The sequence below is a fragment of the Enterobacter cloacae complex sp. IR5401 genome, from assembly GCF_049238425.1.
In the GTDB taxonomy this organism is placed as follows: domain Bacteria; phylum Pseudomonadota; class Gammaproteobacteria; order Enterobacterales; family Enterobacteriaceae; genus Enterobacter; species Enterobacter hormaechei_C.
Genome location: NZ_JBMKHN010000009.1, coordinates 41540 through 67572, shown reverse-complemented (window position 1 = coordinate 67572; position 26033 = coordinate 41540). Strand labels below are relative to the sequence as shown.

The 26033-nt window shown below is 56.9% G+C and carries 23 protein-coding genes and 1 pseudogene; 5 read left to right on the top strand and 19 right to left on the bottom strand.

The annotated features are described in order from the left end of the window. Positions 1 to 51: 51 nt before the first annotated feature. Positions 52 to 1026, top strand: coding sequence for an aldo/keto reductase (locus ACOTX1_RS14690; protein ID WP_023315517.1), 975 nt, complete (start codon positions 52 to 54; stop codon positions 1024 to 1026). Positions 1027 to 1095: 69 nt separating this feature from the next. Here the strand turns inward: ACOTX1_RS14690 and thiL are convergent, their stop codons facing one another. The 5 genes from thiL to nrdR all read right to left on the bottom strand — a co-directional run bounded on the left by thiL (position 1096) and on the right by nrdR (position 4701). Further along, on the bottom strand, positions 1096 to 2067 hold the full coding sequence (gene thiL / locus ACOTX1_RS14685) for a thiamine-phosphate kinase (RefSeq protein WP_023315516.1): 972 nt from the start codon (positions 2065 to 2067) through the stop codon (positions 1096 to 1098). Positions 2068 to 2144: 77 nt separating this feature from the next. Continuing rightward, positions 2145 to 2564: a transcription antitermination factor NusB gene (gene nusB / locus ACOTX1_RS14680; RefSeq protein WP_006809908.1), complete on the bottom strand. Its 420-nt coding sequence runs from the start codon at positions 2562 to 2564 to the stop codon at positions 2145 to 2147. A gap of 21 nt (positions 2565 to 2585) precedes the next feature. Beyond that, positions 2586 to 3056 (bottom strand): 6,7-dimethyl-8-ribityllumazine synthase, encoded by a 471-nt coding sequence (ribE, locus tag ACOTX1_RS14675; RefSeq protein WP_003859098.1) that lies wholly within the window; start codon positions 3054 to 3056, stop codon positions 2586 to 2588. An 87-nt stretch (positions 3057 to 3143) separates the two neighbouring features. Beyond that, positions 3144 to 4247, bottom strand: coding sequence for a bifunctional diaminohydroxyphosphoribosylaminopyrimidine deaminase/5-amino-6-(5-phosphoribosylamino)uracil reductase RibD (ribD, locus tag ACOTX1_RS14670; protein ID WP_022650459.1), 1104 nt, complete (start codon positions 4245 to 4247; stop codon positions 3144 to 3146). Positions 4248 to 4251: 4 nt separating this feature from the next. Continuing rightward, complete coding sequence (gene nrdR / locus ACOTX1_RS14665; RefSeq protein ID WP_003859099.1) at positions 4252 to 4701, bottom strand: transcriptional regulator NrdR; 450 nt, start codon at positions 4699 to 4701, stop codon at positions 4252 to 4254. 152 nt (positions 4702 to 4853) lie between these two features. On the opposite strand from nrdR, the gene ACOTX1_RS14660 reads away from it, so the two are divergent. Together ACOTX1_RS14660 and ACOTX1_RS14655 are read left to right on the top strand one after the other, a co-directional pair. Then, positions 4854 to 5393, top strand: coding sequence for a DUF3251 domain-containing protein (locus ACOTX1_RS14660; protein WP_003859100.1), 540 nt, complete (start codon positions 4854 to 4856; stop codon positions 5391 to 5393). 268 nt (positions 5394 to 5661) lie between these two features. Continuing rightward, positions 5662 to 6546: a nucleoside-specific channel-forming protein Tsx gene (locus ACOTX1_RS14655; RefSeq protein ID WP_032610182.1), complete on the top strand. Its 885-nt coding sequence runs from the start codon at positions 5662 to 5664 to the stop codon at positions 6544 to 6546. 118 nt (positions 6547 to 6664) lie between these two features. On the opposite strand, the gene ACOTX1_RS14650 is transcribed toward ACOTX1_RS14655, so the two are convergent. From ACOTX1_RS14650 to queA, 7 genes are all read right to left on the bottom strand, one after another. Continuing rightward, a complete protein-coding gene (locus tag ACOTX1_RS14650; protein ID WP_023315515.1) occupies positions 6665 to 7345 on the bottom strand; it encodes a helix-turn-helix transcriptional regulator in 681 nt (226 codons plus the stop codon). A 10-nt stretch (positions 7346 to 7355) separates the two neighbouring features. Next, a complete protein-coding gene (locus ACOTX1_RS14645) occupies positions 7356 to 7721 on the bottom strand; it encodes a VOC family protein (protein WP_023315514.1) in 366 nt (121 codons plus the stop codon). Positions 7722 to 7858: 137 nt separating this feature from the next. Beyond that, on the bottom strand, positions 7859 to 8830 hold the full coding sequence (secF, locus tag ACOTX1_RS14640) for a protein translocase subunit SecF (RefSeq protein ID WP_003859105.1): 972 nt from the start codon (positions 8828 to 8830) through the stop codon (positions 7859 to 7861). A 10-nt stretch (positions 8831 to 8840) separates the two neighbouring features. Next, positions 8841 to 10688 (bottom strand): protein translocase subunit SecD, encoded by a 1848-nt coding sequence (gene secD, locus ACOTX1_RS14635; RefSeq protein WP_003859106.1) that lies wholly within the window; start codon positions 10686 to 10688, stop codon positions 8841 to 8843. 27 nt (positions 10689 to 10715) lie between these two features. Continuing rightward, the gene (gene yajC, locus ACOTX1_RS14630) at positions 10716 to 11048 is read right to left on the bottom strand and encodes a preprotein translocase subunit YajC (RefSeq protein WP_003859109.1); all 333 of its coding nucleotides are present in this window, start codon (positions 11046 to 11048) and stop codon (positions 10716 to 10718) included. Between the two features lie 22 nt (positions 11049 to 11070). Continuing rightward, complete coding sequence (gene tgt / locus ACOTX1_RS14625; RefSeq protein WP_003859110.1) at positions 11071 to 12198, bottom strand: tRNA guanosine(34) transglycosylase Tgt; 1128 nt, start codon at positions 12196 to 12198, stop codon at positions 11071 to 11073. Between the two features lie 53 nt (positions 12199 to 12251). Then, entirely contained in the window at positions 12252 to 13322 is a 1071-nt protein-coding gene (gene queA / locus ACOTX1_RS14620) for a tRNA preQ1(34) S-adenosylmethionine ribosyltransferase-isomerase QueA (RefSeq protein ID WP_023315512.1), read from the bottom strand. A gap of 92 nt (positions 13323 to 13414) precedes the next feature. Here queA and acpH point away from each other — a divergent pair, with 92 nt between their 5' ends. Then, entirely contained in the window at positions 13415 to 13996 is a 582-nt protein-coding gene (gene acpH, locus ACOTX1_RS14615) for an ACP phosphodiesterase (RefSeq protein ID WP_023315511.1), read from the top strand. 127 nt (positions 13997 to 14123) lie between these two features. After that, on the top strand, positions 14124 to 14726 hold the full coding sequence (locus ACOTX1_RS14610) for a peroxiredoxin C (RefSeq protein WP_003859113.1): 603 nt from the start codon (positions 14124 to 14126) through the stop codon (positions 14724 to 14726). Positions 14727 to 14775: 49 nt separating this feature from the next. Here the strand turns inward: ACOTX1_RS14610 and ACOTX1_RS14605 are convergent, their stop codons facing one another. The 7 genes and pseudogenes from ACOTX1_RS14605 to phoB form a co-directional block, all read right to left on the bottom strand. Beyond that, complete coding sequence (locus ACOTX1_RS14605) at positions 14776 to 16155, bottom strand: DUF3999 family protein (protein WP_023315510.1); 1380 nt, start codon at positions 16153 to 16155, stop codon at positions 14776 to 14778. Next, positions 16152 to 18760: pseudogene (locus ACOTX1_RS14600) on the bottom strand (DUF2339 domain-containing protein). The gene ACOTX1_RS14605 and the pseudogene ACOTX1_RS14600 overlap by 4 nt, the downstream one beginning before the upstream one ends. Positions 18761 to 18851: 91 nt before the next feature. Next, positions 18852 to 20669, bottom strand: coding sequence for a maltodextrin glucosidase (gene malZ, locus ACOTX1_RS14595; protein ID WP_023315506.1), 1818 nt, complete (start codon positions 20667 to 20669; stop codon positions 18852 to 18854). A gap of 162 nt (positions 20670 to 20831) precedes the next feature. Continuing rightward, a complete protein-coding gene (gene proY, locus ACOTX1_RS14590) occupies positions 20832 to 22205 on the bottom strand; it encodes a proline-specific permease ProY (protein ID WP_003859117.1) in 1374 nt (457 codons plus the stop codon). Positions 22206 to 22286: 81 nt separating this feature from the next. Beyond that, entirely contained in the window at positions 22287 to 23606 is a 1320-nt protein-coding gene (brnQ, locus tag ACOTX1_RS14585) for a branched-chain amino acid transporter carrier protein BrnQ (RefSeq protein WP_150325776.1), read from the bottom strand. A gap of 408 nt (positions 23607 to 24014) precedes the next feature. Beyond that, positions 24015 to 25310 carry a phosphate regulon sensor histidine kinase PhoR gene (gene phoR, locus ACOTX1_RS14580; protein WP_023315505.1) on the bottom strand — a complete coding sequence of 432 codons (1296 nt, stop codon included), beginning with the start codon at positions 25308 to 25310 and terminating at the stop codon, positions 24015 to 24017. Between the two features lie 21 nt (positions 25311 to 25331). Then, the gene (gene phoB / locus ACOTX1_RS14575) at positions 25332 to 26021 is read right to left on the bottom strand and encodes a phosphate response regulator transcription factor PhoB (RefSeq protein ID WP_003859122.1); all 690 of its coding nucleotides are present in this window, start codon (positions 26019 to 26021) and stop codon (positions 25332 to 25334) included. Positions 26022 to 26033 lie beyond the last annotated feature (12 nt).

The window sequence follows — 26033 nt, the reverse complement described above, 5'->3', positions numbered from 1 at the left end:
TTCTGCTCCTGCTATGCTTAAACGTATTGTTTAAACAGCAGGAGCGGAACCATGCAATACACGACATTAGGAAAAACGGACCTTAAGGTGTCCCGGCTTTGCCTGGGATGCATGACGTTTGGCGAGCCTGACCGGGGAAATCATGCCTGGACGCTGCCGGAAGAGAGCAGCCGCCCCATCATCAAGCGCGCCATTGACGGCGGCATCAACTTCTTCGATACCGCCAACAGCTACTCCGACGGCAGCAGCGAAGAGATTGTTGGCCGCGCCCTGCGAGATTTTGCCCGTCGTGATGACGTTGTGGTTGCCACTAAGGTGTACTACCCGTCAGGCGACCTGGCGGAAGGCCTTTCTCGCGCGCAGATCCTGCGTTCTATTGATGACAGCCTCAGACGCCTGAACATGGATTACGTCGACCTGCTGCAAATCCACCGCTGGGATTACAACACCCCGATCGAAGAGACGCTTGAAGCGTTGAACGACGTCGTGAAAGCCGGTAAAGCGCGCTACATCGGCGCATCGTCCATGCATGCCTCACAGTTTGCCCAGGCGCTCGATCTCCAGGCACAGCACGGCTGGGCGCGCTTTGTCACCATGCAGGATCACTACAACCTGATTTACCGGGAAGAAGAGCGCGAGATGCTGCCGCTCTGCTACCAGGAAGGCGTGGCGGTGATCCCGTGGAGCCCGCTGGCGCGCGGAAGGTTAACCCGTCCGTGGGGCGAAACCACCGCCCGGCTGGTATCGGACGAAGTGGGTAAAAACCTGTATGACGATACAGAAACCAGCGATGCGTTAATTGCCGAACGCTTAGCCGGGATCGCCGACGATATCGGTGCAACGCGCGCGCAGGTGGCACTGGCGTGGCTGCTGAGCAAGCGCGGTGTCGCCGCGCCGATTGTGGGCACATCGCGGGAAGAACAGCTGGATGAGTTGTTGAGTGCGGTGGACTTATCGTTGACGCCGGAGCAGATTGCCGAGCTGGAGACGCCGTATCAGCAACATCCGGTGGTAGGGTTTAAATAAACAATTCAGGGAACAAAATCCGTAGGCCGGGTAAGCGCAGCGCCACCCGGCAATACAGAGCGCACAAAATTACGCGAAGTGATCGTACCCTTTCCAGTCAAGCGTAACCGGGGCGCCGTCGCGGACAAACAGCAGCCCTTCACTTTCCGGCATCACCTGCCCGATGCAGGTAAATTTCGCCCCCAGATGCGCTAACGCCACATCCAGTGTTCCGCGATTGAGCTCAGGCACTGTGAAGCACAGCTCATAATCTTCTCCACCGGATAACGCCCAGCGCAGCGCCTGCTCAGGCTCGGCATGGCGACGCAACGGCTCTGACAGAGGAAACAGATCCAGATCGATCCGCGCGCCCACGCCGCTGGCTTTCAGGATATGGCCGAGATCGGAGATCAGCCCGTCAGACAAATCGATAGCCGAACTGGCCCGCTCGCGCAGCGCCTGGCCGTGCAAAATACGCGGCGTGGGCCGGAGATGGCGCTTCACCAGGTACGCCGCATCGTCAGCATCTTCAACCGTTAAACGGTTCTGAAGGATTGCCAGCCCTGCCGCGCTATCCCCCGGCGTACCGGTCACGTAGATCCAGTCGCCCGGTTTTGCGCCCGAACGTTTCAGCGCGCGCCCGGCAGGCACATAGCCGTGGATTGCCAGGGTCATCGACAGCGGACCGGCAGTGGTATCACCGCCAATCAGCTGCATATCGTAATAATTCAGCTGCTCAAACAGGGCATCGCTGAAGGCTTCAAGCCAGGCTTCATCCACCTCTGGCAAGGTCAGAGCCAGCGTCAGCCAGGCCGGGTCGGCGCCCATTGCCGCCAGATCGCTGACGTTCACCGCCAGCGCTTTATACGCCAGATCGGCAGGATCGATGTCGGGCAGGAAATGTCGCCCACACACTAAGGTGTCGGTGCTGATTGCCAGCGTCTGTTTTTCGGGAATATTGAGAAGTGCGCAGTCATCGCCAATGCCGGTTTCAACATCAAGACGAGAGGTTCTGACACGGTCGAAATAACGGGCAATCAGGGAGAATTCGCCGCATGCCATACGTTATGCCTCAGCAAATAAAAGAAAAAACCGGAGCCACACTGCCCGTCAGGCAATGCAGAACTCCGGTTTGCGGATCACTTTTTGTGGGGACGGATCGCAGGTGCGGCTTTATCCAGCACGCCGTTAACAAACTTGTGGCTGTCTTCAGCGCCGAAGGTTTTCGCCAGTTCGATCGCTTCGTTGATGGCCACTTTGTACGGCACATCATCACGTTTAGACAGCTCAAACAGCGCGATACGCAACACTGCTTTTTCGACCTGGCCCAGCTCTTCGAGCAGACGGGACAGGTATGGCTTCATCAGACCATCGAGATACGCGCTATTAGTCGCCACTCCCGACAGCAGTTCACGGAAGTACAGAACGTCAACGTCTTTCACGTCCTGTTCTGACAGGAACTGGTATTCAACATCAGCGATGTCGTTCTGGGACAACTGCCAGGAGTAAAGTGCCTGGACGGCACATTCACGGGCGCGGCGACGAGCAGCAGGTTTCACGGAATTCCCCTTACAAAAAAATCAGGCCTTGATGGCTTTCAATACATTGATCATTTCAAGCGCGGTCAGTGCAGCTTCTGCACCTTTGTTACCGGCTTTGGTGCCAGCACGTTCGATGGCTTGTTCAATACTTTCGGTGGTCAGCACACCGAACGCGACAGGAATTTCAGCATCCTGCGCAACGTGCGCCAGACCATTGCTTGCACCGCCCGCAACGTATTCGAAGTGAGCAGTGCCGCCACGAATAACAGTACCCAGCGCAATCACCGCGTCGTATTTACCGGTTTTCGCCAGCGCGCCCGCTGCCAGTGGCAGTTCGTAAGCACCTGGTACCCAAACGACGGTAATGTTGTCATCTTTAACCTGGCCGATACGTTTCAGGGCGTCAACCGCACCTTCCAGCAGGCTATCATTGATGAAGTTGTTGAAACGCGCAATGGTGATGGCGACGCGAGCGTCCGGGGTAGCTACAGCAGCTTCAATAATGTTCATACTCTTCCTTTACGGGTTCATTTGGCCCCGCAGGGGGGCGGATTTTATCATAATACTTTGCGTACTGCTTCCCTATTTCAGGAGCAATTACGCTGTCGTTAAATGGAGGCAGACATCCGGGCCTACCGGACGAATCTCACTGAATGAGAGTTGCGGCGCATCGGCCAGTTTTTCAAGGCCGGGCAGCACAAACAGGCCGCGCGCGTCGTTACCTAACAGTTTAGGCGCAACGTAGACGAGAAGCTCATCCACCAGCCCCGCCTGAAGCAGTGCGCCGGCGAGCGTCGGACCGGCTTCAACCCAGATACTGTTGACCTGCTGTTTGCCGAGCAACATCATCAGCACCACCAGATCCAGATGCCCGTTATGTTCCGGCACCGTAATGCTGCGCACGCCTTGCGGCCATTCGCGCGTATCTTCTTTGGTGCGTGCAATCCAGGTTTCCCCCGGCTGCTGCACGATGCGGTGCTCCGGCGTCACGCGGTTCTGGCTATCAATAATAATGCGCAGCGGCTGACGCAGGTTCTCCTGCGGATAGAGCGCCTGCGTATCTGCATTCAGCTCTTCCCAGCGTACGGTCATGGCCGGATCGTCAGCCAGTACCGTTTCACTGCTGGTGAGAATAGCATGGCTTTGCGCGCGCAGACGTTGCACATCGCGCCTTGCCTGTGGCGAGGTGATCCACTGGCTCTCGCCGTTCGCCATCGCCGTGCGGCCATCCAGTGACGCGCCAAGCTTAAGCTGGATAAACGGGAAGCCGGTGCGCATACGCTTCAGGAAGCCTTTATTCAGGGCTTCCGCATCCTGCATCATCAGGCCGTGGCTGACGTCGATTCCTTCCTGTTGCAGACGATACAGTCCGCGGCCCGCTACCTGCGGGTTAGGATCCTGCATGGCGGCGACAACGCGCGAGACGCCCGCCGCAATCAGCGCTTCACAGCACGGCGGCGTACGCCCATGGTGGCTGCATGGCTCCAGCGTCACATAGGCCGTCGCGCCACGCGCTTTCTCCCCCGCCATGCGCAAGGCATGCACTTCAGCATGCGGCTCGCCTGCGCGATAGTGAAAACCTTCCCCCACGATCTCACCATCTTTAACAATGACGCACCCGACATTGGGGTTAGGGTGAGTGGTAAACCGACCACGCTGCGCCAGCTTCATGGCTCGCGCCATGTACATCTCGTCGTGCATGGTCTTAATCCTGTAAGCGGGCGATCTCTTCGCCAAACTCTTTGATGTCTTCGAAGCTGCGGTAAACGGAGGCAAAGCGGATATAGGCGACTTTATCGAGCTTTTTCAGCTGTTCCATCACCAGATTGCCGATCATTTTGCTCGGCACTTCGCGCTCACCTAACCCCCGCAGATAAGATTTAATGTGGTTTAACGCCATTTCGACGTCATCGGAGCTGACGGGCCGTTTTTCCAGCGCCTTGAGCATCCCGCTACGCAGTTTTTCTTCATTGAACGGTTCGCGCACATCGTTACTTTTTACCACGCGCGGCATTACCAGCTCTGCCACCTCGAAGGTGGTAAAACGCTCGTTGCACACCAGACACTGCCGACGACGACGCACGGAAGACCCTTCGCCTACAAGACGTGAGTCGATGACTTTGGTATCCACAGCGGAGCAAAATGGGCAATGCATACGATGTCCCTGTTATCTGGTTAACTGATTTCTATTTTACCCTGAACTGGCCCGACAACAAAGGAAGAGCTTTTTGAGACAAAGGATCTATGCCTGACGGCACTATCCTGTCTACCATTGCAGCAATCTGTGATTTCAAGGAATTAAACGCAATGACAAGACGTTACCTGAAAATAGTGCTGGTGGGGAGCCTGTTCACGCTTAGCGCCTGCGCACAGCAAAGCGAAGTCCGCGAGATGAAACAAAGCGTGAATACGCTTAACGTGGCGATGGACAAACTTAATAAAGAAACCGTGAAGATCACCCAGCAGAACGCGCTGAATGCCAAATCCAGCAATGGCGTTTATTTATTGCCAGGTGCAAACACGCCCGCGCGTCTGAACAGCCAGATTGGCACGCTAAAGATGTCTCTGGTGAATGTTGCAGCGAATGCCGATGGTACTCGCGCAACATTACGCATTCAGGGTGAGTCCAACGATCCGCTGCCCGCGTTCAGCGGCACCGTAGAGTGGGGCCAGATTCAGGGCACCACGGAGAGCTATCAGGAAGTGAACGTGAAGAATCAGCTCTTCACCGCCCCCGCCAGCACGCTGGCGCCGAGCGATGTTGACATCCCGCTCCAGCTGAGCGGACTGACGCCAGAACAGCTGGGCTTTATCCGTATTCACGACATTCAACCCGCCGCGCAATAACCCGCCCTTTTAGCGGAGTGAAATGTCACTCCGCTAACATTTACATTTCGTATGGATTGGCAACATAAATGATTGCCGCTACAATCGCGCCCGTCTAAAGTACGCAAACGTGAACGCAATCGATTACGTATGTGAGAGATATGTGAAACAACACATATTTTTGTGAGCAAGGATTCCTATAATAGGCTCCGCAGAAACACGAAATATTTAGAAACGCAATTCGCGCATTTTTCACTCCCGGAAGGGAATTTCAATCAGTGGCATGATTATGAAAAAAACATTACTCGCAGCCGGTGCAGTTCTGGCACTGTCCTCCTCTTTCACTGTTAACGCAGCGGAAAACGACAAACCACAATACCTCTCCGACTGGTGGCACCAGAGCGTTAACGTGGTAGGCAGCTACCATACCCGTTTCGGACCGCAGATCCGTAACGATACTTACCTCGAGTACGAAGCATTCGCAAAAAAAGACTGGTTTGATTTCTATGGCTACATGGACGCACCGGTATTCTTCGGCGGTAACACCGACGCGAAAGGTATCTGGAACCACGGTTCCCCACTGTTCATGGAGATCGAACCACGCTTCTCCATTGATAAACTGACTGGTACCAGCCTGGCGTTTGGTCCGTTCAAAGAGTGGTATTTCGCAAACAACTACATCTACGACATGGGCCGCAACAAGTCCGGTCGCCAGAGCACCTGGTATATGGGTCTGGGTACAGACATTGAGACTGGCCTGCCGATGAGCCTGTCCATGAACGTCTACGCAAAATACCAGTGGCAGAACTACGGCGCTGCGAACGAGAACGAGTGGGATGGCTACCGTTTCAAAGTGAAATACTTTGTGCCAATTACCCAACTGTGGGGCGGCAACCTGAGCTATATCGGCTTCACCAACTTTGACTGGGGTTCAGACCTGGGCGATAACGATTTCCGCGACCTGAACGGCAGAAAAGCGCGCACTAACGACTCCATCGCGTCCAGCCACATCCTGGCGCTGAACTACGATCACTGGCACTACTCTGTTGTTGCGCGTTACTGGCACAACGGTGGTCAGTGGAACGACGACGCCAGCCTGAACTTCGGCAACGGCGACTTCAGCGTTCGTTCTACCGGTTGGGGCGGTTACCTGGTCGTGGGTTACAACTTCTAATCAGTGCGGGATTGTGCGGGCTGGTGCCCTCACCCCTTCCCTCTCCCACGGGAGAGGGCGCAAACACAAAAAACGGCAACATCGTTGCCGTTTTGCTTTTACCTCGCCACCCGGCTTTTTACTGCTTCACCTTGCGCAAAAAATCCGCCAGCGACCTGTCCGCGCTTTCGCTAAAGTGTCTTTCCGTCAGCGTAATATGCAAACACCGGTCGAGACGGAAGCAGCGATAGTCATCGCGCCGTTCACACCACGCGGCCAGCAGCCAGTGCTCACCCCAGAAGAACAGCCCCAGCGGCTGAACCTCACGCCAGGTTAACTGCCCGGCTTCATCGCGATAGTGCAGCGCCAGCACACGCAGGGCAGAAATTGCCTGGTGGATCACGTCGAAACCACTACGGGAGTGTGGCTGAAGGGCAATATCCGGCGCGTAAATTCGCGTCTGTTCAGCTTTGCGGCGGCTCTCTTCTGGCAGGATCGCCAGCACTTTTTCCTGGGCCGACTCCAGCTCGCGCGACAGCGATTCCCCGCCCCAGGTTTTGAGCAGACGGATCGCCACCATCAGCGCCTCGGACTCCTTGTTGGTCAGCATCAACGGGGGTAATTCAAAACCCGACATTAGCCGATATCCGCTTCCCGCCTCGCCTTCCACCGGCACGCCGGAAAGCGACAGGTCGCGGATATCGCGGTACACCGTGCGCTCGGACACGCCAAGCCTTTCCGCCAGATGCGCTGCCGTTGTCAGACGCCTGCCCCGCAGGATCTGCACAATCTGGAACAAACGGTCAGCGCGTCGGGTCATCGGTTTACTCTCATACCGGTTGATGGAGGCCGACGCGATTACCTTCGCTGTCGGTAAACAGGGCTATAGTGCCAATGCCTTGCGGCAGTTCCAGCGGGCCAAACACGCACTCACCGCCCGCAGAAGCAATACGATCGAGCGTGGCCGCCAGATTGTCAGTATGCAGGTAAATAATAGCGCCCTGCGAAGAGGGTGTAACGCCGTCAAATTTCGCCAGCGCGCCGCCGGTGGCCGGATCCTCGTGCGGGAAAACCGCCAGCTCAGCCACGTCCATCTTCTCGCGCCGCAGCGCGACCTGCATCACCGACTCATAAAATTTGATGGCGCGATCCATATCGGCGACCGGAATTTCAAACCAGTTAATGACACTTTTCATACGTCCTCCTGCCTGTTGTTAGGGTTCAGAAGGAGTCTACGACAGGGCTCCTGACAGCATACTGTCAGGAGTGTTTGTGAGATGCAGACAAAAAAATCCCGGCCAGCAGGCCGGGATTTCGATACCGCATAAGACGCTTACGGCAGAATGGACGGCTGATCCGCCCCTTCTTTCTCGACTTTCTGCTGGATCAGATGCTCGCGCTTCATGCCCAGCTTCAGCGCCAGCGCGGACGCGACGTAGATAGACGAGGCCGTACCGATAGACACACCGATCAGCATGGTCAGCGAGAAGCCTTCCAGCACCGGGCCACCGAACAGGAACAGCATCAGGATCACCATCAGGGTGGTGCCGGAGGTGATCAACGTACGGTGCAGCGTCTGGGTCAACGACACGTTAAAGATTTCGTACGGCGTGCCGCGACGGATCTTACGGAAGTTTTCACGAATACGGTCAGATACCACGATACTGTCGTTCAGTGAGTAACCGATAACGGACATCAGGGATGCCACAATCGTCAGGTCAATCTCAATGTGGAAGAGAGACAGTATGCCCATGGTGATCACCACGTCGTGCGCCAGGGCGATAACCACGCCTGCCGCCAGTCGCCACTCAAAGCGGAAACCGACGTAAATCAGGATCGAGATCAGCGCCACAAGCAGCGCCATCGCACCGGTCTGCGCCAGGTCAGCACCAACGCTCGGGCCTACAAACTCAATACGCTTAACCGTTGCATCCTGGCTGGTCGTTTCGTTAATAACCTGAACGACCTTGCTGCCCAGCTCCTGGCTGCCGTTGGCATCGTGTACCGGCGGCATACGCACCATGATGTCGCGGCTGCTGCCGAAGTTCTGTAGCAGCGGCTCTTCAAAGCCCGCTTTTTGCAGAGACTCACGCATCTGGTCCATATCGACCGGTTTTTCCAGGGTAATTTCGATCACCGTACCACCGGTGAAATCCAGGCCCCAGTTAAAGCCTTTCACGCCCATAATGACGATGGACAAGATCAGCAGAAAACCTGAAATGCCGAAGGCCCAGTAGTCCCAGCGCATAAAGTCCCAGACTTTACGGCCGTGGTTCAATTGTTCAACAGTATATTCCTGTGCCACAACGCACTCCTCAGATAGACAGCTTTTTGACGCGCTTGCCGCCGTACAGCAGGTTCACGATGGCACGGGTGCCGACAATAGCGGTAAACATCGACGTTGCGACACCGATACCGGTAGTAATCGCAAAGCCTTTGATCGCGCCAGTACCCACTGCATACAGGATAAGAACCTTAATCAGTGTTGTTACGTTCGCATCGAAGATGGAGCTGAACGCCCCTTTGTAGCCTTCTTCAATCGCCTGCTGTACAGAACGACCGTTGCTCAGCTCTTCTTTGATACGTTCGTTTATCAGTACGTTGGCGTCGACCGCCACCGCAAGGGTTAGAACGATACCCGCGATACCTGGCATGGTTAGCGTCGCCCCCGGCAGCAGGGACATAATACCGATGATCAGCACCAGGTTGGCAATCAGCGCGGAGGTCGCAATCAGGCCGAACTTCTTATAGAAGAAGATCATGAAGATGATGGACACCGCCAGACCGGCCAGACACGCTTCCAGACCCTGTTTGATGTTCTGCATACCCAGGGTTGGACCGATGGTTCGTTCTTCAACAATCTGAATTGGCGCAATCAGCGCACCGGCACGCAGCAGCAGAGAGAGCTGACGCGCTTCGTTCGGGTTGCTGATACCGGTAATACGGAAGCTGTTACCCAGACGAGACTGGATGTTGGCGATGTTAATCACCTCTTCCTCTTTCACCAGCACGGCACGGCCATTGGCGTCTTTCTTACCGCTGTCTTTGTACTCCACGAACAGGGTCGCCATCGGCTTGCCGATGTTGTCCTTGGTGAAGTTAGACATGATGTTGCCACCTGCGCTATCCAGCGAGATGTTAACCTGCGGCTGGTTGTACTCATCCTGGCTTGAAGTGGAGTCGGTGATATGGTCACCGGTCAGGATCACGCGTTTGTACAGCACAACCGGCTGGCCTTCGCGGGTCTGCTTCACTTCGGAATCGCCCGGCACACGGCCTGAAGCCGCAGCAGCCTGGTCAACGTTGGAGTTAACCAGACGGAACTCCAGGGTCGCCGTCGCGCCCAGAATCTCTTTCGCACGGGCGGTATCCTGGATACCCGGCAGTTCGACCACGATACGGTCTGCACCCTGACGCTGTACCAGTGGCTCAGCCACGCCCAGCTGGTTTACACGGTTACGCAGAATGTTAATGTTCTGCTGAACGGCGTATTCACGTGCTTCACTCAGACGCGCGTCGGTCATTACCGCACGCAGCTGATTGCTGCCCTGAGAGGTGATAACCAGATCGCGGTGACGCTGAGACAGATAGGTCACAGCCTGATCGCGTGCCGCGCTGTCGCGGAACGTGATGCTCATGCCGTAGTTATCTTCTTTACGTACGGTGGTGTACGGAATGCCCTTATCGCGCAGATCGCTGCGCAGGCTGTCGATATTCTGTTCCTGTAGCTTGCCGAGCGCGGTATCCATATCCACTTCCATCAGGAAGTGAACGCCGCCACGCAGGTCAAGACCCAGTTTCATTGGCTCTGCGTTCAGCGCAGCCAGCCAGCGTGGGGTTGCAGGAGCAAGGTTAAGCGCCACGACATATTTATCACCCAGCACGCCCATCAGCGCTTCACGTGCGCGGAGCTGCGTGTCGGTGGTGTCGAAGCGAGCAAGAATTGCGCCCTCTTCCAGTGCCACAGACTTAGCGGTAATTTTTTCTTCTTGTAACGTTTTCTGGACCTGGATCAGCGTTTGCTCACTGGCGGCGACACCGCGCGCGCCAGTGATTTGAACGGCCGGATCCTCACCATACAGGTTGGGAAGCGCGTACAGCAGGCCGACGATAATCACGACGACCAGCATGATGTACTTCCACAAAGGATAACGGTTTAACACGGCAGTTCCCTTTGGGAAAAGTTGGGATTACAGCGCCTTCATGGTGCCTTTCGGCAGAACGGCAGCTACGAAGTCACGTTTGATAACCACTTCAGTGGTGTCGTTGAGGGCGATAGCAATGTAGCCGTTTTCCGCTACTTTGGTTACGCGACCCACCAGGCCACCATTGGTCAGGACTTCATCGCCCTTCGCGATGGAGTTCATCAGGTTTTTGTGCTCTTTAGTACGCTTCTGCTGTGGACGCAGGATCATGAAGTAGAAGATCAGACCGAACACAACCAGCATCAGAATCAGAGACATCGGGCTGCCCTGCGCTGGTGCACCCGTTGCTGCTACCGCATCAGAAATAAAAAAGCTCATTCAAATTCCCTCATTATTAAAATTAATCAACGTTCAACGGTGGAACATCCCGCCCCTGACGTTGGTAGAAATCGGTCACGAAGCTCTCTAATTTACCCTCTTCGATAGCCTTACGTAAACCAGCCATTAAGCGCTGATAATAACGAAGATTATGAATGGTATTGAGACGCGCCCCCAAAATCTCGTTGCAACGATCGAGATGATGCAGGTACGCGCGAGAATAATTGCGACAGGTATAGCAATCGCACTCGGAATCGAGCGGGCTGGTGTCACTCTTATGCTTCGCGTTACGGATTTTCACCACGCCATCGGTAACGAACAGATGACCGTTACGCGCGTTTCGGGTTGGCATAACGCAGTCGAACATATCAATGCCGCGACGTACGCCTTCCACCAGATCTTCTGGTTTACCCACACCCATCAGGTATCGTGGTTTATCCGCCGGGATTTGCGGGCAGACATGCTCCAGAATGCGGTGCATATCTTCCTTCGGCTCACCCACAGCCAAACCGCCGACAGCGTAGCCATCAAAGCCTATCTCTACCAGACCTTTAACCGAGATATCGCGTAAATCTTCGTAAACGCTGCCCTGGATAATGCCGAACAGCGCATTTTTGTTTTGCAGGGAGTCAAAACGGTCGCGGCTACGCTTCGCCCAACGCAGGGACATCTCCATAGAACGCTTGGCGTAGTCCCAGTCCGCCGGGTATGGCGTACATTCGTCGAAGATCATTACGATATCGGAGCCGAGATCGTACTGAATCTCCATGGATTTTTCTGGATCGAGGAAGATTGGATCGCCGTTGATCGGGTTACGGAAGTGTACGCCCTGCTCAGTGATCTTACGGATATCGCCCAGGCTGAAGACCTGGAAACCGCCGGAGTCGGTGAGGATGGGGCCTTTCCACTGCATGAAGTCGTGCAGATCGCCGTGGAGCTTCATGATCTCCTGGCCTGGGCGCAGCCACAGGTGGAAGGTGTTGCCGAGGATAATCTGTGCGCCAGTGGCTTCAACTTCTTCCGGCGTCATTCCTTTTACGGTGCCGTACGTGCCCACAGGCATAAACGCGGGGGTTTCTACCACGCCGCGATCAAACACCAGACGACCGCGACGCGCGCGACCATCGGTGGTATCGAGTTCAAATTTCATTTTTTCTCCGACGTCAGAAAAACAGTCCAACGTTGTAACACAGTGCCGCGGACTTATTCCCCGACACGCTCATTCAAAGCCTGCGGATTGTACGTGATAAACATCGCGTCACCGTAGCTAAAAAAGCGATATTTTTGTTCTACCGCAGACTTGTAGGCGTTCATCGTATGCTGATACCCCGCAAACGCGGAAACCAGCATAATCAGCGTCGATTCAGGCAGATGGAAGTTGGTCACCAGCGCATCAATGACTTTGTACTGATAGCCCGGGTAGATAAAAATCTGCGTATCGCCAAAGAACGGTTCAATCAGCTCGCTTTTCGCTGCCTGCGCGGCGCTCTCAAGGGAACGTACCGACGTTGTACCGACGGCCACGACGCGGCTACCGCGCGCTTTCGCCGCCAGCACCGCATCCACAACCTCCTGCGGCACTTCGGCATACTCAGAGTGCATGATGTGATCTTCGATGCTGTTCACGCGCACCGGCTGGAAGGTCCCCGCGCCGACGTGCAGCGTCACGAAGGCCATCTCAATGCCCTTGGCGCGCAGCTTTTCCAGCAGCGGTTCATCAAAGTGCAGGCCCGCCGTTGGCGCCGCCACCGCACCCGGCTTCTGGCTGTAGACGGTCTGATACAGCTCGCGGTCGGCCTCTTCGTCCGGGCGTTCAATGTACGGCGGCAGCGGCATGTGGCCGATGGCGTTGAGGATATCAAGCACCGTGCGTTCGTCGTTGAACTCCACCTCGAACAGCGCGTCGTGACGCGCGGTCATGGTCGCTTTGATGCTCTCGTCATCCCCCAGCAGCAGCTCCGCGCCCGGCTTAGGCGCTTTGGAGGCGCGAATATGTGCCAGAATACGTTTATCATCGAGCATACGTTCGACCAGCACCTCAATCTTGCCGCCGCTGGCTTTACGGCCAAACAGACGCGCCGGGATCACGCGGGTATTATTAAAGACCAGCAGATCGCCAGGGTTGAGCTTGTCGAGCAGATCGGTGAAAGTACCGTGCGTCAGCGCGCCCGTTGGCCCGTCCAGTGACAGCAAGCGACAGCTGCTACGCTCAGGCATGGGGTAGTGAGCAATCAGGGATTCAGGTAGTTCAAAGGAGAAATCGGCGACGCGCATGACGTATACTCGTGACTTAAAAACAGGCGGCATAGTCTAGTGCTCACACCCTTTTGCTGCAACAACTAGCCGCCACCGGACAACGAAAACGCATGAATTTTCTCGCTCACCTGCATCTCGCTCACCTCGCGGACAGCTCCCTCTCCGGCAATTTGCTGGCCGATTTTGTACGCGGCAACCCGGCGGAAGAGTATTCCCCTGAGGTTGTCGACGGGATTTTTATGCACCGCCGCATCGACGTGCTGACCGATAACCTGCCGGAAGTGACGGAAGCCAAAACCTGGTTCCGCCCCGAAACGCGACGGGTGGCGCCGATCACGCTCGACGTCATGTGGGATCATTTCCTGTCGCGCCACTGGCCGCAGCTGTCGCCTGATATGTCGCTGCCTGAGTTTGTGCGCTACGCCCACGCGCAGGTGTCGATCATTTTGCCGGACTCCCCGCCGCGCTTTGTGAATCTGAATAACTATCTCTGGTCTGAACGCTGGCTGGAGCGATACCGCGAGATGGATTTCATTCAGAACGTCCTGAACGGCATGGCGAGCCGTCGACCGCGTCTGGACGCGCTGCGCGACTCATGGCATGACCTGGATGAACATTACGATGCGCTGGAAACCCGCTTCTGGCAGTTCTACCCGCGTATGATGACGCAGGCGAAAAATAAAGAACTGTGATGCCGGTATGATTGATAGGTAAAAGCTGGTGGAACGATTGTTACCACCTCTTTGTCTTATTCCCGTACTGCCTCTATACTGGCCCGCGTTGCGTTCCAAATAACCTTAGTATCTACAGGAGAATCATATGGTTCTGGTAACTCGTCCGGCTCCGGATTTTACAGCTGCCGCCGTTCTGGGCAATGGTGAAATCGTTGAAAACTTCAACTTCAAACAGCATACCAACGGTAAAGCGACCGTTCTGTTCTTCTGGCCAATGGACTTCACTTTCGTTTGCCCGTCTGAGCTGATCGCGTTCGACAAACGTTACGAAGAATTCCAGAAGCGTGGCGTGGAAGTGGTTGGCGTCTCCTTCGACTCTGAATTTGTACACAACGCATGGCGTAACACCCCTGTCGAAAACGGCGGCATCGGTGCAGTGAAATACGCGATGGTTGCGGACATCAAACGCGAAATCCAGCAGGCTTACGGTATCGAACATCCGGACGCTGGCGTTGCACTGCGTGGTTCTTTCCTGATCGACGCAAACGGCATCGTTCGTCACCAGGTTGTGAACGATCTGCCGCTGGGTCGTAACATCGACGAAATGCTGCGCATGGTTGACGCGCTCCAGTTCCACGAAGAGCACGGTGAAGTGTGCCCGGCTCAGTGGGAAAAAGGTAAAGAAGGTATGGCGGCTTCCCCAGACGGCGTAGCTAAATACCTGTCTGAGAACGTATCCAGCCTGTAATCGGCACGGTTTACGAAAAAACCCGCGAATACGCGGGTTTTTTTATGGCTTATGCTGCGCCGTCTTTTTTTACCTCGCGCCAGATGCGCCATGCCATACCCGCAAGCACCATCCCCCCCGCAATCAGTACGCCCCAGACCATCAGCGTTTTCATTCTGCTTTCCTGCTCAGCCGCAGACGTCGCGGTTAAACGCGCCTCGCCACCCAGCGGGACAGGTTCCAGCGTATCCGCCATCGGCAGGGCTGCCAGATCGTAGGTTTTACGCAGTTCGGTCGGGATCAGCATATCCGTCTCCACGCTCGCCGGTTTCGCAGCCCCGTTCCCCCACGCGAGCAGGTACGGCCCCTTCCCCTGCGCGTTAAACACCAGATCGTAGCGCACGCGCTGCCCTATCACGCCTGGCAGGTTCTCGGGCAGTCGCGCATTGAGGGTCTTAATTTTTACCGCCTCGACCAGCCCGCCCGGGAGCGGAACAGGTTCAGCCGTTTTGCCGCCGAGCTGGTAGATCACCTCTTTTTTCAGCGTATGCCATCGATCCTTGTCCGCCCCCCGCCAGGCTATTTCTGCCGGGAGAACGCCGTCGCCATTCAGCATGAAGGCGATCGCACTCAGAGGCTGCGGATGTTTCCAGCGCCACACGGCTTCGCTTTCGGATAACCGCTCCCCCTCTCCCGCCAGGCTAATGTGCTCTGATTCCAGCGGCGCAGGCGCGTTAATCGCGTTGACGCCGGTTAACGTCAGGGCAGAACGTCCCGTGTTCAGCACCAGCAGCAGATAGCGATTCGCCTCAGGTGATAACACCAGATCGGTATCGATGCGGTCGAGCTTCAGGCGATCCTGTCCACTCATCACGTCCAGCACGGGCATCTCTTCGCGCAAGGTATACCAGTTTTTCAGATCCTCGCTGTAATAGACCGATGCCGTCCCCTGCCACGAGCCCTGCGGCGTGTCCCAGAAAAGCTGGAGCTGAGAGAGCGGAACCTCCGTCGCGTTTTCCGGCAGGGTCAGCAGATAGTGCTGTCCGGCAGCCGCAGCGTGTTGCCCTTCCAGTACAATTTCCACGCCGTTTCTGGCCCGTAGCATAATTTTATCGCCGCTGTTCTCTTCCCCGCCCGGCGAGGCGTTAAGCGCAAAAAGGCGCAGCGCCGTGGTGGTCGGTGCCGGCTGCGGACGCGTCGTAGTAACCAGGCTGAACGGTACAGGCTCGCCCGACTGATTAAACACGCGCACGTCGCGCAGATCGGGCGATGTGCTCTGCTGATAAATCGCCAGCGGCAGCATGACCCGATACCACGGCGAAGAGGCAGAGGTATCAAGGGACAGGCCGTAGGCATAATCCCGCGGGGATTCCGCTGGCGCGCCCTCGCTGAATGCCGGACCGGCCATGGCCAGCAGTGCTGCACAAACAACCGCATTCATCCATTTCATTTTTCTTCTCCTGCTTTAGGCGGTAGCGGCGAGAAATAGCCCACAATCAGGACCAGGATCGCCACGCCAATAAACGCGACGGCGCGCGCCAGGCCGCCACCGCCCGCGCTGTCCACCAGCATCAGTTTGAGCATCACCACCCCCAGCAGCGCCGCACCGCCAAGCCACTGCTGACGGGAGGCCTGACGGGTGGCGCGGATCATCACCACCAGCGCGCAGAACATCCAGAACAGGGCAAAGGTGGTCTGAATAAGCCGCGAATGCCACAGCGATTCCATGTTCCAGGCCACCTCGCCGTACCACGCCAGCGCACGCAGCAACGCGCCGTTGAGCCATCAGAAGCCAAGCGCCATCAGCACAACGGCGGGCCAAGGTCGGGACTGCGCAAGCGATGCCGGATAGTAGCGATCCACTGCCCGATAAAATACTACCAGCCCCAGCAGCGCGAACGCCGCCCCTTCCTCAAGCGGGTTCACCAGCGGCAGCCAGGTCTGTCGATAGACCACACCGTCCTGGAAATTGGTCACGACCAGCAATACCACCAGCGCCACAACCACAGGGATCGCGGCAAGGCAGGCGTAGAGCGCAGGCCATACCCGGAAAGGCCACCCGCGACGCCGTACGGCCGCGGAGAGCGCCATAATCACCCCACCGCCGACAGCCATCGCAATGCCGCTTCCCCAGGCCGCCATGCCCCATGGCAGGGAGCGGGCAAACCAGTAAAGCTCGGCGGCAAGGGCGAGTAAAATCATCCACAACAGCGACAGATGCAGCCCCATTGAGATGCGCGGCAGAAGTTTATCTTCGTCGCGCCGCAGCAGCATCAGGGCGGCAGGCAGCGCGATAGCCCAGGCCAGATTTGCCCAGCCGGCCGCCAGAATCTGCTGGTGCGAGACCTGATACAGCACCATCAGCAGCATCACCGGCCACAGCAGCCATTTGCTGGCATCCAGCTCCCACCATGCCAGACGAGCGGCAGCCTGCCGCCATCCCCAGGTCGACGCCGCCGTCAGCGCCAGCACGCCTGCCAGAAGCGATAACTCCTGCTTCAGGAACAACTGCGACGCGCCCAGCAACGCCACTAACCAGAACAGCAACCCACCGGCCAGCAATGCCCAGCTGCCCGGCAGCGCGATTTTCTGCCACAGCCAGGCCGCAGCCAGCCAGCAAAGACTGAGCACTGCGAAAATAAGCAGGAGGCTCAGCGAAGTGACGCCGTCCATTTGCGCCCATATCGCGCTGCCGAGCGCCAGCACCAGCAACGCCGTCCCGCTATAGCTCATGCGCCGCTGCTGCTGTTGCACGCCCAACCAAAGAATACCCAGCCCTTCCAGCGCCCAGGCCATCGCCGTCCAGCGCGCTGAAAGCGCCAGCGGAATGGCAAGCGTGGCAAACCCGCCGCCGATCGCCAGCGCCGCCATAACCAGCGGTCGTCCGATGGAGGGGTAACGCCGCAGCGCGAGAAACGCCAGCGAGAGGTAAAACGCACCATAGCCCAGCGCGCTTAGCGCCGGGCCGTACGTCCAGTGAGACGTCATGCCATACTGCATCCCAAAACCAATCAGCGGCGGAGCAAACAGCAGTACGCCGTCAATAATCTGTTTGCCTTTTTCCTGCGCCGCAGCGACAGCGCCACGCTAAACACGCCAAAAATAAGCGTATTGGCAATCAGGAACAGCTGACAAATAACATAGTCTTCCGGCTGGTAGTCGCTCAGTCCCCACACCCCGCCAACGCCAAACGTGAAGAGCAGCCCGAGCAGGTTGAGCTCGCGCCAGTGCTGCCAGATGCTGATGACGAGAATGCCGATGGACAGCAGGAGATAGAAGGAGAATAGCGCCACAAAGCTACCGCCCCCGGTAGACAGGAGCAGCGGCGCAAGATATCCGCCGAGGCTCGCCAGCATGGCAAGGCTCAGCGCCTTTTGCAGCACGGCCAGCCCGACGCTCGCCGCGCAAATCACCACCAGCAGCGCAAACGCCAGCGTCATCGGCAGCATCTGCCACAGCCGGAATGCGCCAAAGACGGTCAGATAAAGCACGCCGGTCGCTCCGCCCTAGAGGATCAGCGCGTAGATCCGCTGCCTGTGCCGCAGCCGCCATCCAACGGCCAGCAGAACCATGGCAAACAGCGCCGTGGCGGCAAGACGCAGCTCAAGCGGAAACAGTGAATGTTCAACGGTATAGCGCAGCAGGAAAGAGAGGCCGAGGAAGAGCAGTACAATCCCCAGTTTTGCCAGCGGATTGCCCTGCATAAACCAGCGCGTCAGCGAGGACAGGATGCCGCCAAAGGCGGAAGGACGTTTTGCCGCCGGTACAGGCACAGGCTCTGCTTCAGTGACGGGCGGTTCGGGACGCCAGGGATCGACAGGTGCGTTAACGGCCTCTGACACCGGCGCTGGCGTCTTCACCGGCGCGGCGGTCTGCACCTGCTCCGGTGCTTTCTCAGCCACACTACGCTGCTCGAGCGCCTCAATGCGCTGGCGAAGCCGGGCGATCTCCTGCCGCGCCGCCGTGCTTCGGTTAAAGCCTATCACCGCGAGCACGGGTGCCACGACCAGCGCAAAAACCAGGAACAAACAGCCAAGGATGTAAAGCTCGTCCATGTTTCCACCTTCACCGTAAACGATCCGTTAAGATTGACACAAATCGTTGCATTTACGCCATCTTAAAAGGTGAAAACCATTCTGCCTGCGCTTAGCTGCCGAACCAGACCGCAGCGGAGATCGCTGGCAGCGTGAGCACGCTCCCCTGGAACGTCGCTTTACCCTCTTTGCTCTTCCACATTTTACCAGCCAGCAGCGGTGAATCTTCCAGCACGACTTCACACGCCTCGCCCCGGTTGATCGCCACCAGCACGCGCTGCTGGTTATAGACGCGGACAAACACCACCACGTTATCGTGGGCGTACATCACCTGACAGCCCCCGTATCGCAGGGCCTGGCTCTGCTTGCGCAGCGTCGCCATGCGCTGGTAGAGGCTGAACAGATCCTGATCCTGCTTTTCAGGCTCCCACGGGAAGGTTTTACGGCAGAACGGATCGTTGTTGCCGTCCAGCCCGACTTCATCGCCATAGTAGATGCAGGGTACGCCCGGCCAGGTAAAGAGCCAGGTCACCGCCAGCGGCAGACGCGCCACATCCTTACCCAGCAACGATTTAAAGCGTGCGGTATCGTGGCTGTCGAGCTGGTTAAACATCCGCAGCTGCTGCTGATGCGACAGGCCAGCGCGATAGTTTTCCATCCACGCCATGCAGGTTTCGGCGTCAATATGCTGCGGATCGTAAGAGATATCGGTGTTAGCGAGGAAACCCCACAGCGGGAAGGTGAAGCCGCGATAGTTCATCGCCGCGTCTTCTGCATCAGCCTGCAACCACTGACGCGCGTCGCCAAAGTGCTCCCCGAAGACGAATGCTTCCGACCGGGCCGCTTTTGCCGACCGGGTAATGGCGGCGACATGCTGAAGGTTATTCCGCGCCCCGCCTGCTTCACCCAGCATATGCACCACGTCCAGCCGCCAGCCGTCCATGTTCCACGGCGCTTTCAGCCAGTGGCGCACGATGCTGTCGTCGCCGCCGTAGATCTCATTCACCAGCGATGGCGACTGGAAATCAAGCTTCGGCAGGCTCGGGTAGCCCAGCCAGTCCAGGGCGCGGCCATTCTCGTCAAAACTGTACCAGTCACGCTGCGGTGAGTCCGGATTATGGCATGCGCCGCCCATCGACTGATTGTGACGGTCAAACCACGCATGAGAATCACCGCTGTGATTGAACACGCCATCAAGGATCAGGCGCATACCCTCTTTTTGCGTGTTGTGCCGCAGCCGCAGCAGCGCTTCGTCACCGCCAAACTGCTCGTCAACGTGGCGGTAGTCCTGCGTATCGTATTTGTGCACGCTTGGCGCTTTAAACACCGGGTTCAGGTACAGCGCCGTCACGCCGAGCTTTTTCAGGTACGGCAGTTTTTCGCTGATACCGTCGAGATCGCCGCCGTAAAAGGTCGATCCCCCCGCCTGGGCGGTCAGCGGCTCGTCCCATTTTTTCAGAATGATGTCGTGACCGACCGCATGATGGTAATAAACCTTGTCCTGATCGACGGTGCGCTTTTCACTGCGCGCAAAGCGGTCCGGGAAAATCTGGTAAAAGACCTGATCGTTAACCCACTGCGGGCCGTTATCCGGGTGATCCACGGCAAACTGCTCCAGCCTGGCCGGAGGGAAACGGCTGAAACCCTGCGGGGTAAACCACAGCTGGCGGTTGTTCCACAGCAGCTTGAAGCCGTAGCGGCGACGCGGTTGCCCGCTGCGCAAATCGATATTTGCCCGCCACGCCGTGACGCCCGGCTGCGGCTGGCTGCGCACTTTGTGCATTTTCAGCGACGTTTCTTCGTTATCCACTTCGGCGCGCAGGGTCACACGTTCAGGCTGATTGTCCCCTGCCAGCCAGAGCGTAATCACAAGGTTGTCTTTGTTTTGCTTAACAAATGGGGCAACCGGAAGGTGCCAGGCGTTTAACATCACGAATCCCCTTTGATGAAATTGACGTCACCTTGCCACAGGGTGATTAAGGATAGCTCACCATGATGGGATTTATTGGGGGAGGAGGACGGGGGAGGAGGCATCAGTGCAGCCTGATGCCCTCACCCTAACCCTCTCCCACGGGGAGAGGGGAAAAGAATGTTACTGTGCTTCCGCCAGCTGACGATCGCGGCGACATTTAAACATCCAGCCCACCAGCAGCAGGACGATCCACGCGAAGCCCACGTACAGGGAAATACGGGTATCCGGATGATAACCAATCAGGCCAATGATGAAGACCAGGAAGATCAGACCGACAATGGTCGTTGGCACGCCGCCCGGCACTTTAAACTTCAGCGCTTTGGCCTCTTCTGGCGACAGGCGGCGACGGAACGCAATCTGCGACAGCAGGATCATGATCCACACCCACACGGTGGCGAAGGTCGCCAGTGACGCAATCACCAGGAAGACGTTCTCCGGCATGATGTAGTTCAGGTAAACCGAGAATAGCAGCGCCACGGTCATGACCAGCACCGTTACCCACGGGGTGCCGCGACGCGACGTTTTGGCAAACACCTTCGGCGCACTGCCCTGCTCCGCCATGCCGTGCAGCATACGGCCCACGCCGAACACGTCACTGTTGATGGCCGACAGCGAGGCGGTCAGCACCACAAAGTTGAGAATGCTGGCGGCAAACGCAATGCCCATATGCTGGAAAGTCAGGACAAACGGGCTGCCGTTGGTGCCCACCTGGTTCCACGGGTAGATGGACATAATCACAAACAGCGTGCCCACGTAGAACACCAGGATACGCATCGGCACCGAGTTGATGGCGCGCGGAATAGACTTCTCCGGATCTTTCGCTTCCCCGGCGGTGATGCCGATAATCTCGATTCCGCCATAGGCGAACATGACCATCTGGAGCGACATGACCATCCCGAGCCAACCGTTGCTAAAGAAGCCGCCGTTGCTCCACAGGTTATGGATGCCGGTTGGCTGCCCACCGTTGCCGATACCCCAGATGATGATGCCGAAACCGGCGAGGATCATGATGATAATGGTCGCGACCTTGAAGAAGGAGAACCAGAACTCCAGCTCGCCAAACACCTTCACGCTCATCAGGTTAACGGCGCAGATAATCAGCACCACGCTCAGCACCCAGATCCAGTGCGGCACGGCAGGGAACCAGACCCCCATATAGATGCCAAACGCCGTCACATCGGCAATGGCGACAATCAGGATTTCAAAGCAATAAGTCCAGCCAGTGATAAACCCGGCCAGCGGGCCTAAGTTCTCTTGTGCATAGCGTGAAAACGAGCTGGCAGACGGGTTGTGAACCGACATCTCCCCCAGCGCACGCATGATGATATAGGCCGCGGCACCGCCGATGATGTAGGCCAGCAGAACGCTTGGACCGGCCATTTTGATGGCATCTGCCGAGCCATAAAAAAGACCGGTGCCGATAGCCGAGCCCAGCGCCATAAAGCGGATGTGGCGGGTGCTCAATCCACGTTTAAGTTTGTTAGTGCTTTCCATTAAAATCTTGCCATTCAACACGAAAAAAACAAAAAACCACGGGGCCTTAAGCCCCGTGGTTAAACAATTTGTTGCCGTTGATTAATGGGCGTTGGATGTCACCTGACGCCCGGCCGCACGGTCCCAGATAATCGCAAGAACCAGCGCTACAACGGAAGGCATCAGCCAGGCCAGGCCCTGCTCGGACAGCGGCAGACGCTGTGTCCAGGCTGGCAGAATTTCTGCAAATGCTGATGCTTTGATCCCGTCAAGGATACCAAAAATCAGGCTGATAAACATGGCCGGCGCAATAATTCGCGTCGAGTTATGCCACCACGGGCGGGTGAAGCTCAGCACCACCAGCACGATACATGGCGGATAGATAGCCGTCAGCACCGGAATTGACACCTGGATCAGGTGGCTCAGACCGAGGTTTGAAACCGCCATGGAGAAGATGCCGAGGATAAACACCAGCGTGCGGTAAGAGAGCGGCAGATACTGAGCGAAGAACTCCGCGCAGGCGCAGGTCAGACCCACAGCCGTCACCAGACAGGCCAGGAAAATCAGCGCCGCCAGCAGCATGCTGCCTGCACCACCAAAGGTGTGCTGCACGTAAGCATGCAGGATCGCCGCGCCGTTTGCGCTCTGATCGACCAGCGTTGCGCTATCTGAACCCAGACGGAACAGCGCCAGATACAGCAGCGTCAGGCCGACACCGGCCATCAGGCCAGCCCAGATAGTGTAACGAGTCAGCAGGCGCGCTTCGGTCACCCCACGGGAACGCGCGGCGTTAACGATAACAATACCAAACACCATCGCGCCAAGCGTATCCATCGTCAGATAGCCGTTCACGAAACCGTTTGAGAACGCCGCGTTCTGGTAGGCGTCCATCGCGGAGCTGATGGGCCCCGCAGGCCAGACAATGGCCGCAACCGCCAGCACAATCAGCGCCACAATTTTCAGTGGTGCCAGGAAGTTACCTACGGTATCCAGCAGTTTGCCCGGATAGAGAGAAACCAGAATCACGATGGAGAAGTAAATGAGGCTGTAAATAAACAGTGGCATCGCGCCGTCACCGGTCAGCGGGGCGATACCCACTTCAAAGGAGACGGTCGCCGTGCGCGGGGTCGCGAACAGCGGGCCAACGGCCAGATAGCAGACGGTTGCCAGCAGAACGCCAGCCACTTTGCCAATCGGGGTGCTGAGGCTGTCCACACCGCCACCGACTTTCGCCAGCGCGATAACGGTCAGTACCGGCAGGCCCACGGCAGTAAGCAGGAAGCCAAACGCAGCCGTCCAGACGTGTTCACCCGCCTGTAAGCCAACCATTGGAGGAAAAATGATATTACCTGCGCCAACGAACAGCGCAAATGTCATAAAGCCCAGCGCGATAATGTCACGCGATTTCAAGTGATGGGTCATAAAACCTTACTGCCTGTGGATGTGGTGTTGAATACGTTGAGATTTTCGCCATCCCTGATGGGACGATACAGCGGAAAATTTGCTCAATTTCAGCGGGATATGCTCCCGTCCTGGCGTGGCGAAGAATAGTTTTTCGATTTACCACGCAAATACAGTCGGTCTGACAGTATATGGGGGGCAATTTAAACGCTTATAACGTTTAAAGGCAAGAAGGGATCGTAAAACCAGAACAATATGCCAGCATGAAAATCCAGACCAACATAATATGCCATGTATAAGAAAAACTCATGGCTAATCATGCGAACAAAAAAGCACCAGCCGTATAATATTCATCCGCGTTTCGCTTGACTGCAAAGCAAACGGGCCAGCAACGCTGGCCCGTGGAAAGGTAGCCTGACACACACGCTGTCAGGCGCTTTTTTTGGCAATTAATCGTTCCGGAATCACGAAGCTAAAGCGCGTGCCCTTACCGAGGGTGCTTTCGATATTGAGCCGGCTTTCGTGGTGGCTGACGGCATGCTTCACAATTGCCAGCCCCAGTCCGCTTCCGCCGGTCTGCCGCGAGCGCGCCTTATCCACCCGGTAGAACCGTTCAGTGAGACGCGGGAGGTGTTCAGGCCCAATCCCCGGCCCGTTGTCCTCGACGCTAAACTCAGCGCCCGCCGGGGTATGCTGCCAGCGTACCGCGATATGCGTCCCTTTCGGGGTATGATTCACGGCGTTATAGACCAGGTTTGAGATAGCGCTTCGCAGCTCATCTTCACTGCCGAGCACTTTCAGCGTGTTATCAACGTCAAAACTCAGGGTGTGCTGATTATGACTCAGCGTTTGGGCTTCGCGCTCCACCACCCGCAACATCATCGGCACATCAATGATGTCATTTAGCGCCAGCGACGGGGCTGCCTCAATTTTTGAAAGCGTCAGCAGCTGTTTGACCAGCCCTTCCATGCGGAACGTCTGCTCCCTCATGGTATGCAGCGCTTTCTCACGCGGCGCCCCCTCAAGCGTTTGCTCCTGCATCATCTCCAGGTAGCCCTGAAGCACCGTCAACGGCGTACGCAGCTCGTGGCTGACGTTGGCAAAGAAGTTACGTCTCGCGCCCTCAAGCTGGTGCATCTGGGTAACGTCCCTCGCCACCATCAGCCACTGCCGATCGCTGTAGGGCATCACGCGGATCTCCAGATGGCGACCGTTATTGAGCTTCAGATTGTGCGGGCGCGAAAAATCCCGCTTTTTCAGATACAGCGTGAACTCGGGATAACGCAGAAGGTTCAGGATGTTCTGACCATTATCATCCGGCCAGCGCAGGCCCAGCAGCTGTTGCGCGAGGCCATTACACCAGAAGATTGTCCCTTCTTCTGTCGTCAGGATCACCGCGTCCGGCAGCGACTCCGCACCGCTACGAAAGCGTTTGATCAGGCTTCCCAGCTCACGACGGCGCTTTTTATTACGCATCTGCATCTGGTGCAGGCCGTAGAGTAGCGGTTCCCAGCTCCCGCTTCCCGGCGGGGGTGTCATACTTCTGTCGACCCACAGCCACCAGGAAAGACGCAGTAAATTCCAGAAATGCCAGACGAGCAATCCCGTCACGGCCACCAGTAAAAACCACGGCAGATAGCCAAAGATAGCCCCCAGAATGAGGGCCGGAATACAGCATAAGATCAGTTCAAAGACGAGCCTTTTCCATGACAGACGTTCCAGCACGCGTCACACTCCTGTCATTGTTCAGAAACGGGTCGAGAAGCGATAACCCGTGCCGCGGACCGTCTGTACCATGCGATCGTGGCCGCTCAGTTCCAGTGCTTTACGCAGGCGGCGAATATGGACGTCAACCGTTCGGTCTTCGACATAGACGTTAGTTCCCCAGACGTTATTCAGCAACTGTTCGCGGCTGTAAACGCGCTCCGGGTGGGTCATAAAGAAGTGCAGGAGTTTAAATTCGGTCGGTCCCATATCGAGGGGATTTTCGCCGGTCATGACCCGGTGTGAGGTAGGATCCAGGCTCAGCCCCTGCATCTCAATCACCTCTTCCACCGCCATCGGTGAAATACGGCGCATCACGGCTTTGATACGCGCCACCAGCTCTTTCGGGGAGAACGGTTTGGTGATGTAATCGTCCGCGCCGGTTTCCAGACCGCGCACGCGATCCTCTTCCTCGCCGCGCGCCGTCAGCATCACCACCGGGATATCACGGGTCATCGCCTCGCGTTTGATATGCTTGATAAACTGTAATCCGGAACCGCCAGGCAGCATCCAGTCCAGCAGGATCAGATCGGGCCAGGGTTCATTCAGCTGGTTCACCGCGCTGTCATAATCTTCCGCTTCAACCGGCTGGAAGCCATTTTGTTCAAGCACGAAGCACACCATTTCACGGATCGGAGCTTCATCTTCTACGACCAGAATACGTCTCGCCATACTTTGCCCTGT

What these genes read in the sequence shown, in the direction of transcription:
- ACOTX1_RS14690 (WP_023315517.1), top strand. Translation starts at nt 52, where the DNA reads ATGCAATACACGACATTAGGAAAAACGGACCTTAAGGTGTCCCGGCTT.
- thiL (WP_023315516.1), bottom strand. Translation starts at nt 2,067, where the DNA reads ATGGCATGCGGCGAATTCTCCCTGATTGCCCGTTATTTCGACCGTGTC.
- ribE (WP_003859098.1), bottom strand. Translation starts at nt 3,056, where the DNA reads ATGAACATTATTGAAGCTGCTGTAGCTACCCCGGACGCTCGCGTCGCC.
- ribD (WP_022650459.1), bottom strand. Translation starts at nt 4,247, where the DNA reads ATGCACGACGAGATGTACATGGCGCGAGCCATGAAGCTGGCGCAGCGT.
- nrdR (WP_003859099.1), bottom strand. Translation starts at nt 4,701, where the DNA reads ATGCATTGCCCATTTTGCTCCGCTGTGGATACCAAAGTCATCGACTCA.
- ACOTX1_RS14660 (WP_003859100.1), top strand. Translation starts at nt 4,854, where the DNA reads ATGACAAGACGTTACCTGAAAATAGTGCTGGTGGGGAGCCTGTTCACG.
- ACOTX1_RS14655 (WP_032610182.1), top strand. Translation starts at nt 5,662, where the DNA reads ATGAAAAAAACATTACTCGCAGCCGGTGCAGTTCTGGCACTGTCCTCC.
- ACOTX1_RS14650 (WP_023315515.1), bottom strand. Translation starts at nt 7,345, where the DNA reads ATGACCCGACGCGCTGACCGTTTGTTCCAGATTGTGCAGATCCTGCGG.
- ACOTX1_RS14645 (WP_023315514.1), bottom strand. Translation starts at nt 7,721, where the DNA reads ATGAAAAGTGTCATTAACTGGTTTGAAATTCCGGTCGCCGATATGGAT.
- yajC (WP_003859109.1), bottom strand. Translation starts at nt 11,048, where the DNA reads ATGAGCTTTTTTATTTCTGATGCGGTAGCAGCAACGGGTGCACCAGCG.
- tgt (WP_003859110.1), bottom strand. Translation starts at nt 12,198, where the DNA reads ATGAAATTTGAACTCGATACCACCGATGGTCGCGCGCGTCGCGGTCGT.
- queA (WP_023315512.1), bottom strand. Translation starts at nt 13,322, where the DNA reads ATGCGCGTCGCCGATTTCTCCTTTGAACTACCTGAATCCCTGATTGCT.
- acpH (WP_023315511.1), top strand. Translation starts at nt 13,415, where the DNA reads ATGAATTTTCTCGCTCACCTGCATCTCGCTCACCTCGCGGACAGCTCC.
- ACOTX1_RS14610 (WP_003859113.1), top strand. Translation starts at nt 14,124, where the DNA reads ATGGTTCTGGTAACTCGTCCGGCTCCGGATTTTACAGCTGCCGCCGTT.
- ACOTX1_RS14605 (WP_023315510.1), bottom strand. Translation starts at nt 16,155, where the DNA reads ATGAAATGGATGAATGCGGTTGTTTGTGCAGCACTGCTGGCCATGGCC.
- malZ (WP_023315506.1), bottom strand. Translation starts at nt 20,669, where the DNA reads ATGTTAAACGCCTGGCACCTTCCGGTTGCCCCATTTGTTAAGCAAAAC.
- proY (WP_003859117.1), bottom strand. Translation starts at nt 22,205, where the DNA reads ATGGAAAGCACTAACAAACTTAAACGTGGATTGAGCACCCGCCACATC.
- brnQ (WP_150325776.1), bottom strand. Translation starts at nt 23,606, where the DNA reads ATGACCCATCACTTGAAATCGCGTGACATTATCGCGCTGGGCTTTATG.
- phoB (WP_003859122.1), bottom strand. Translation starts at nt 26,021, where the DNA reads ATGGCGAGACGTATTCTGGTCGTAGAAGATGAAGCTCCGATCCGTGAA.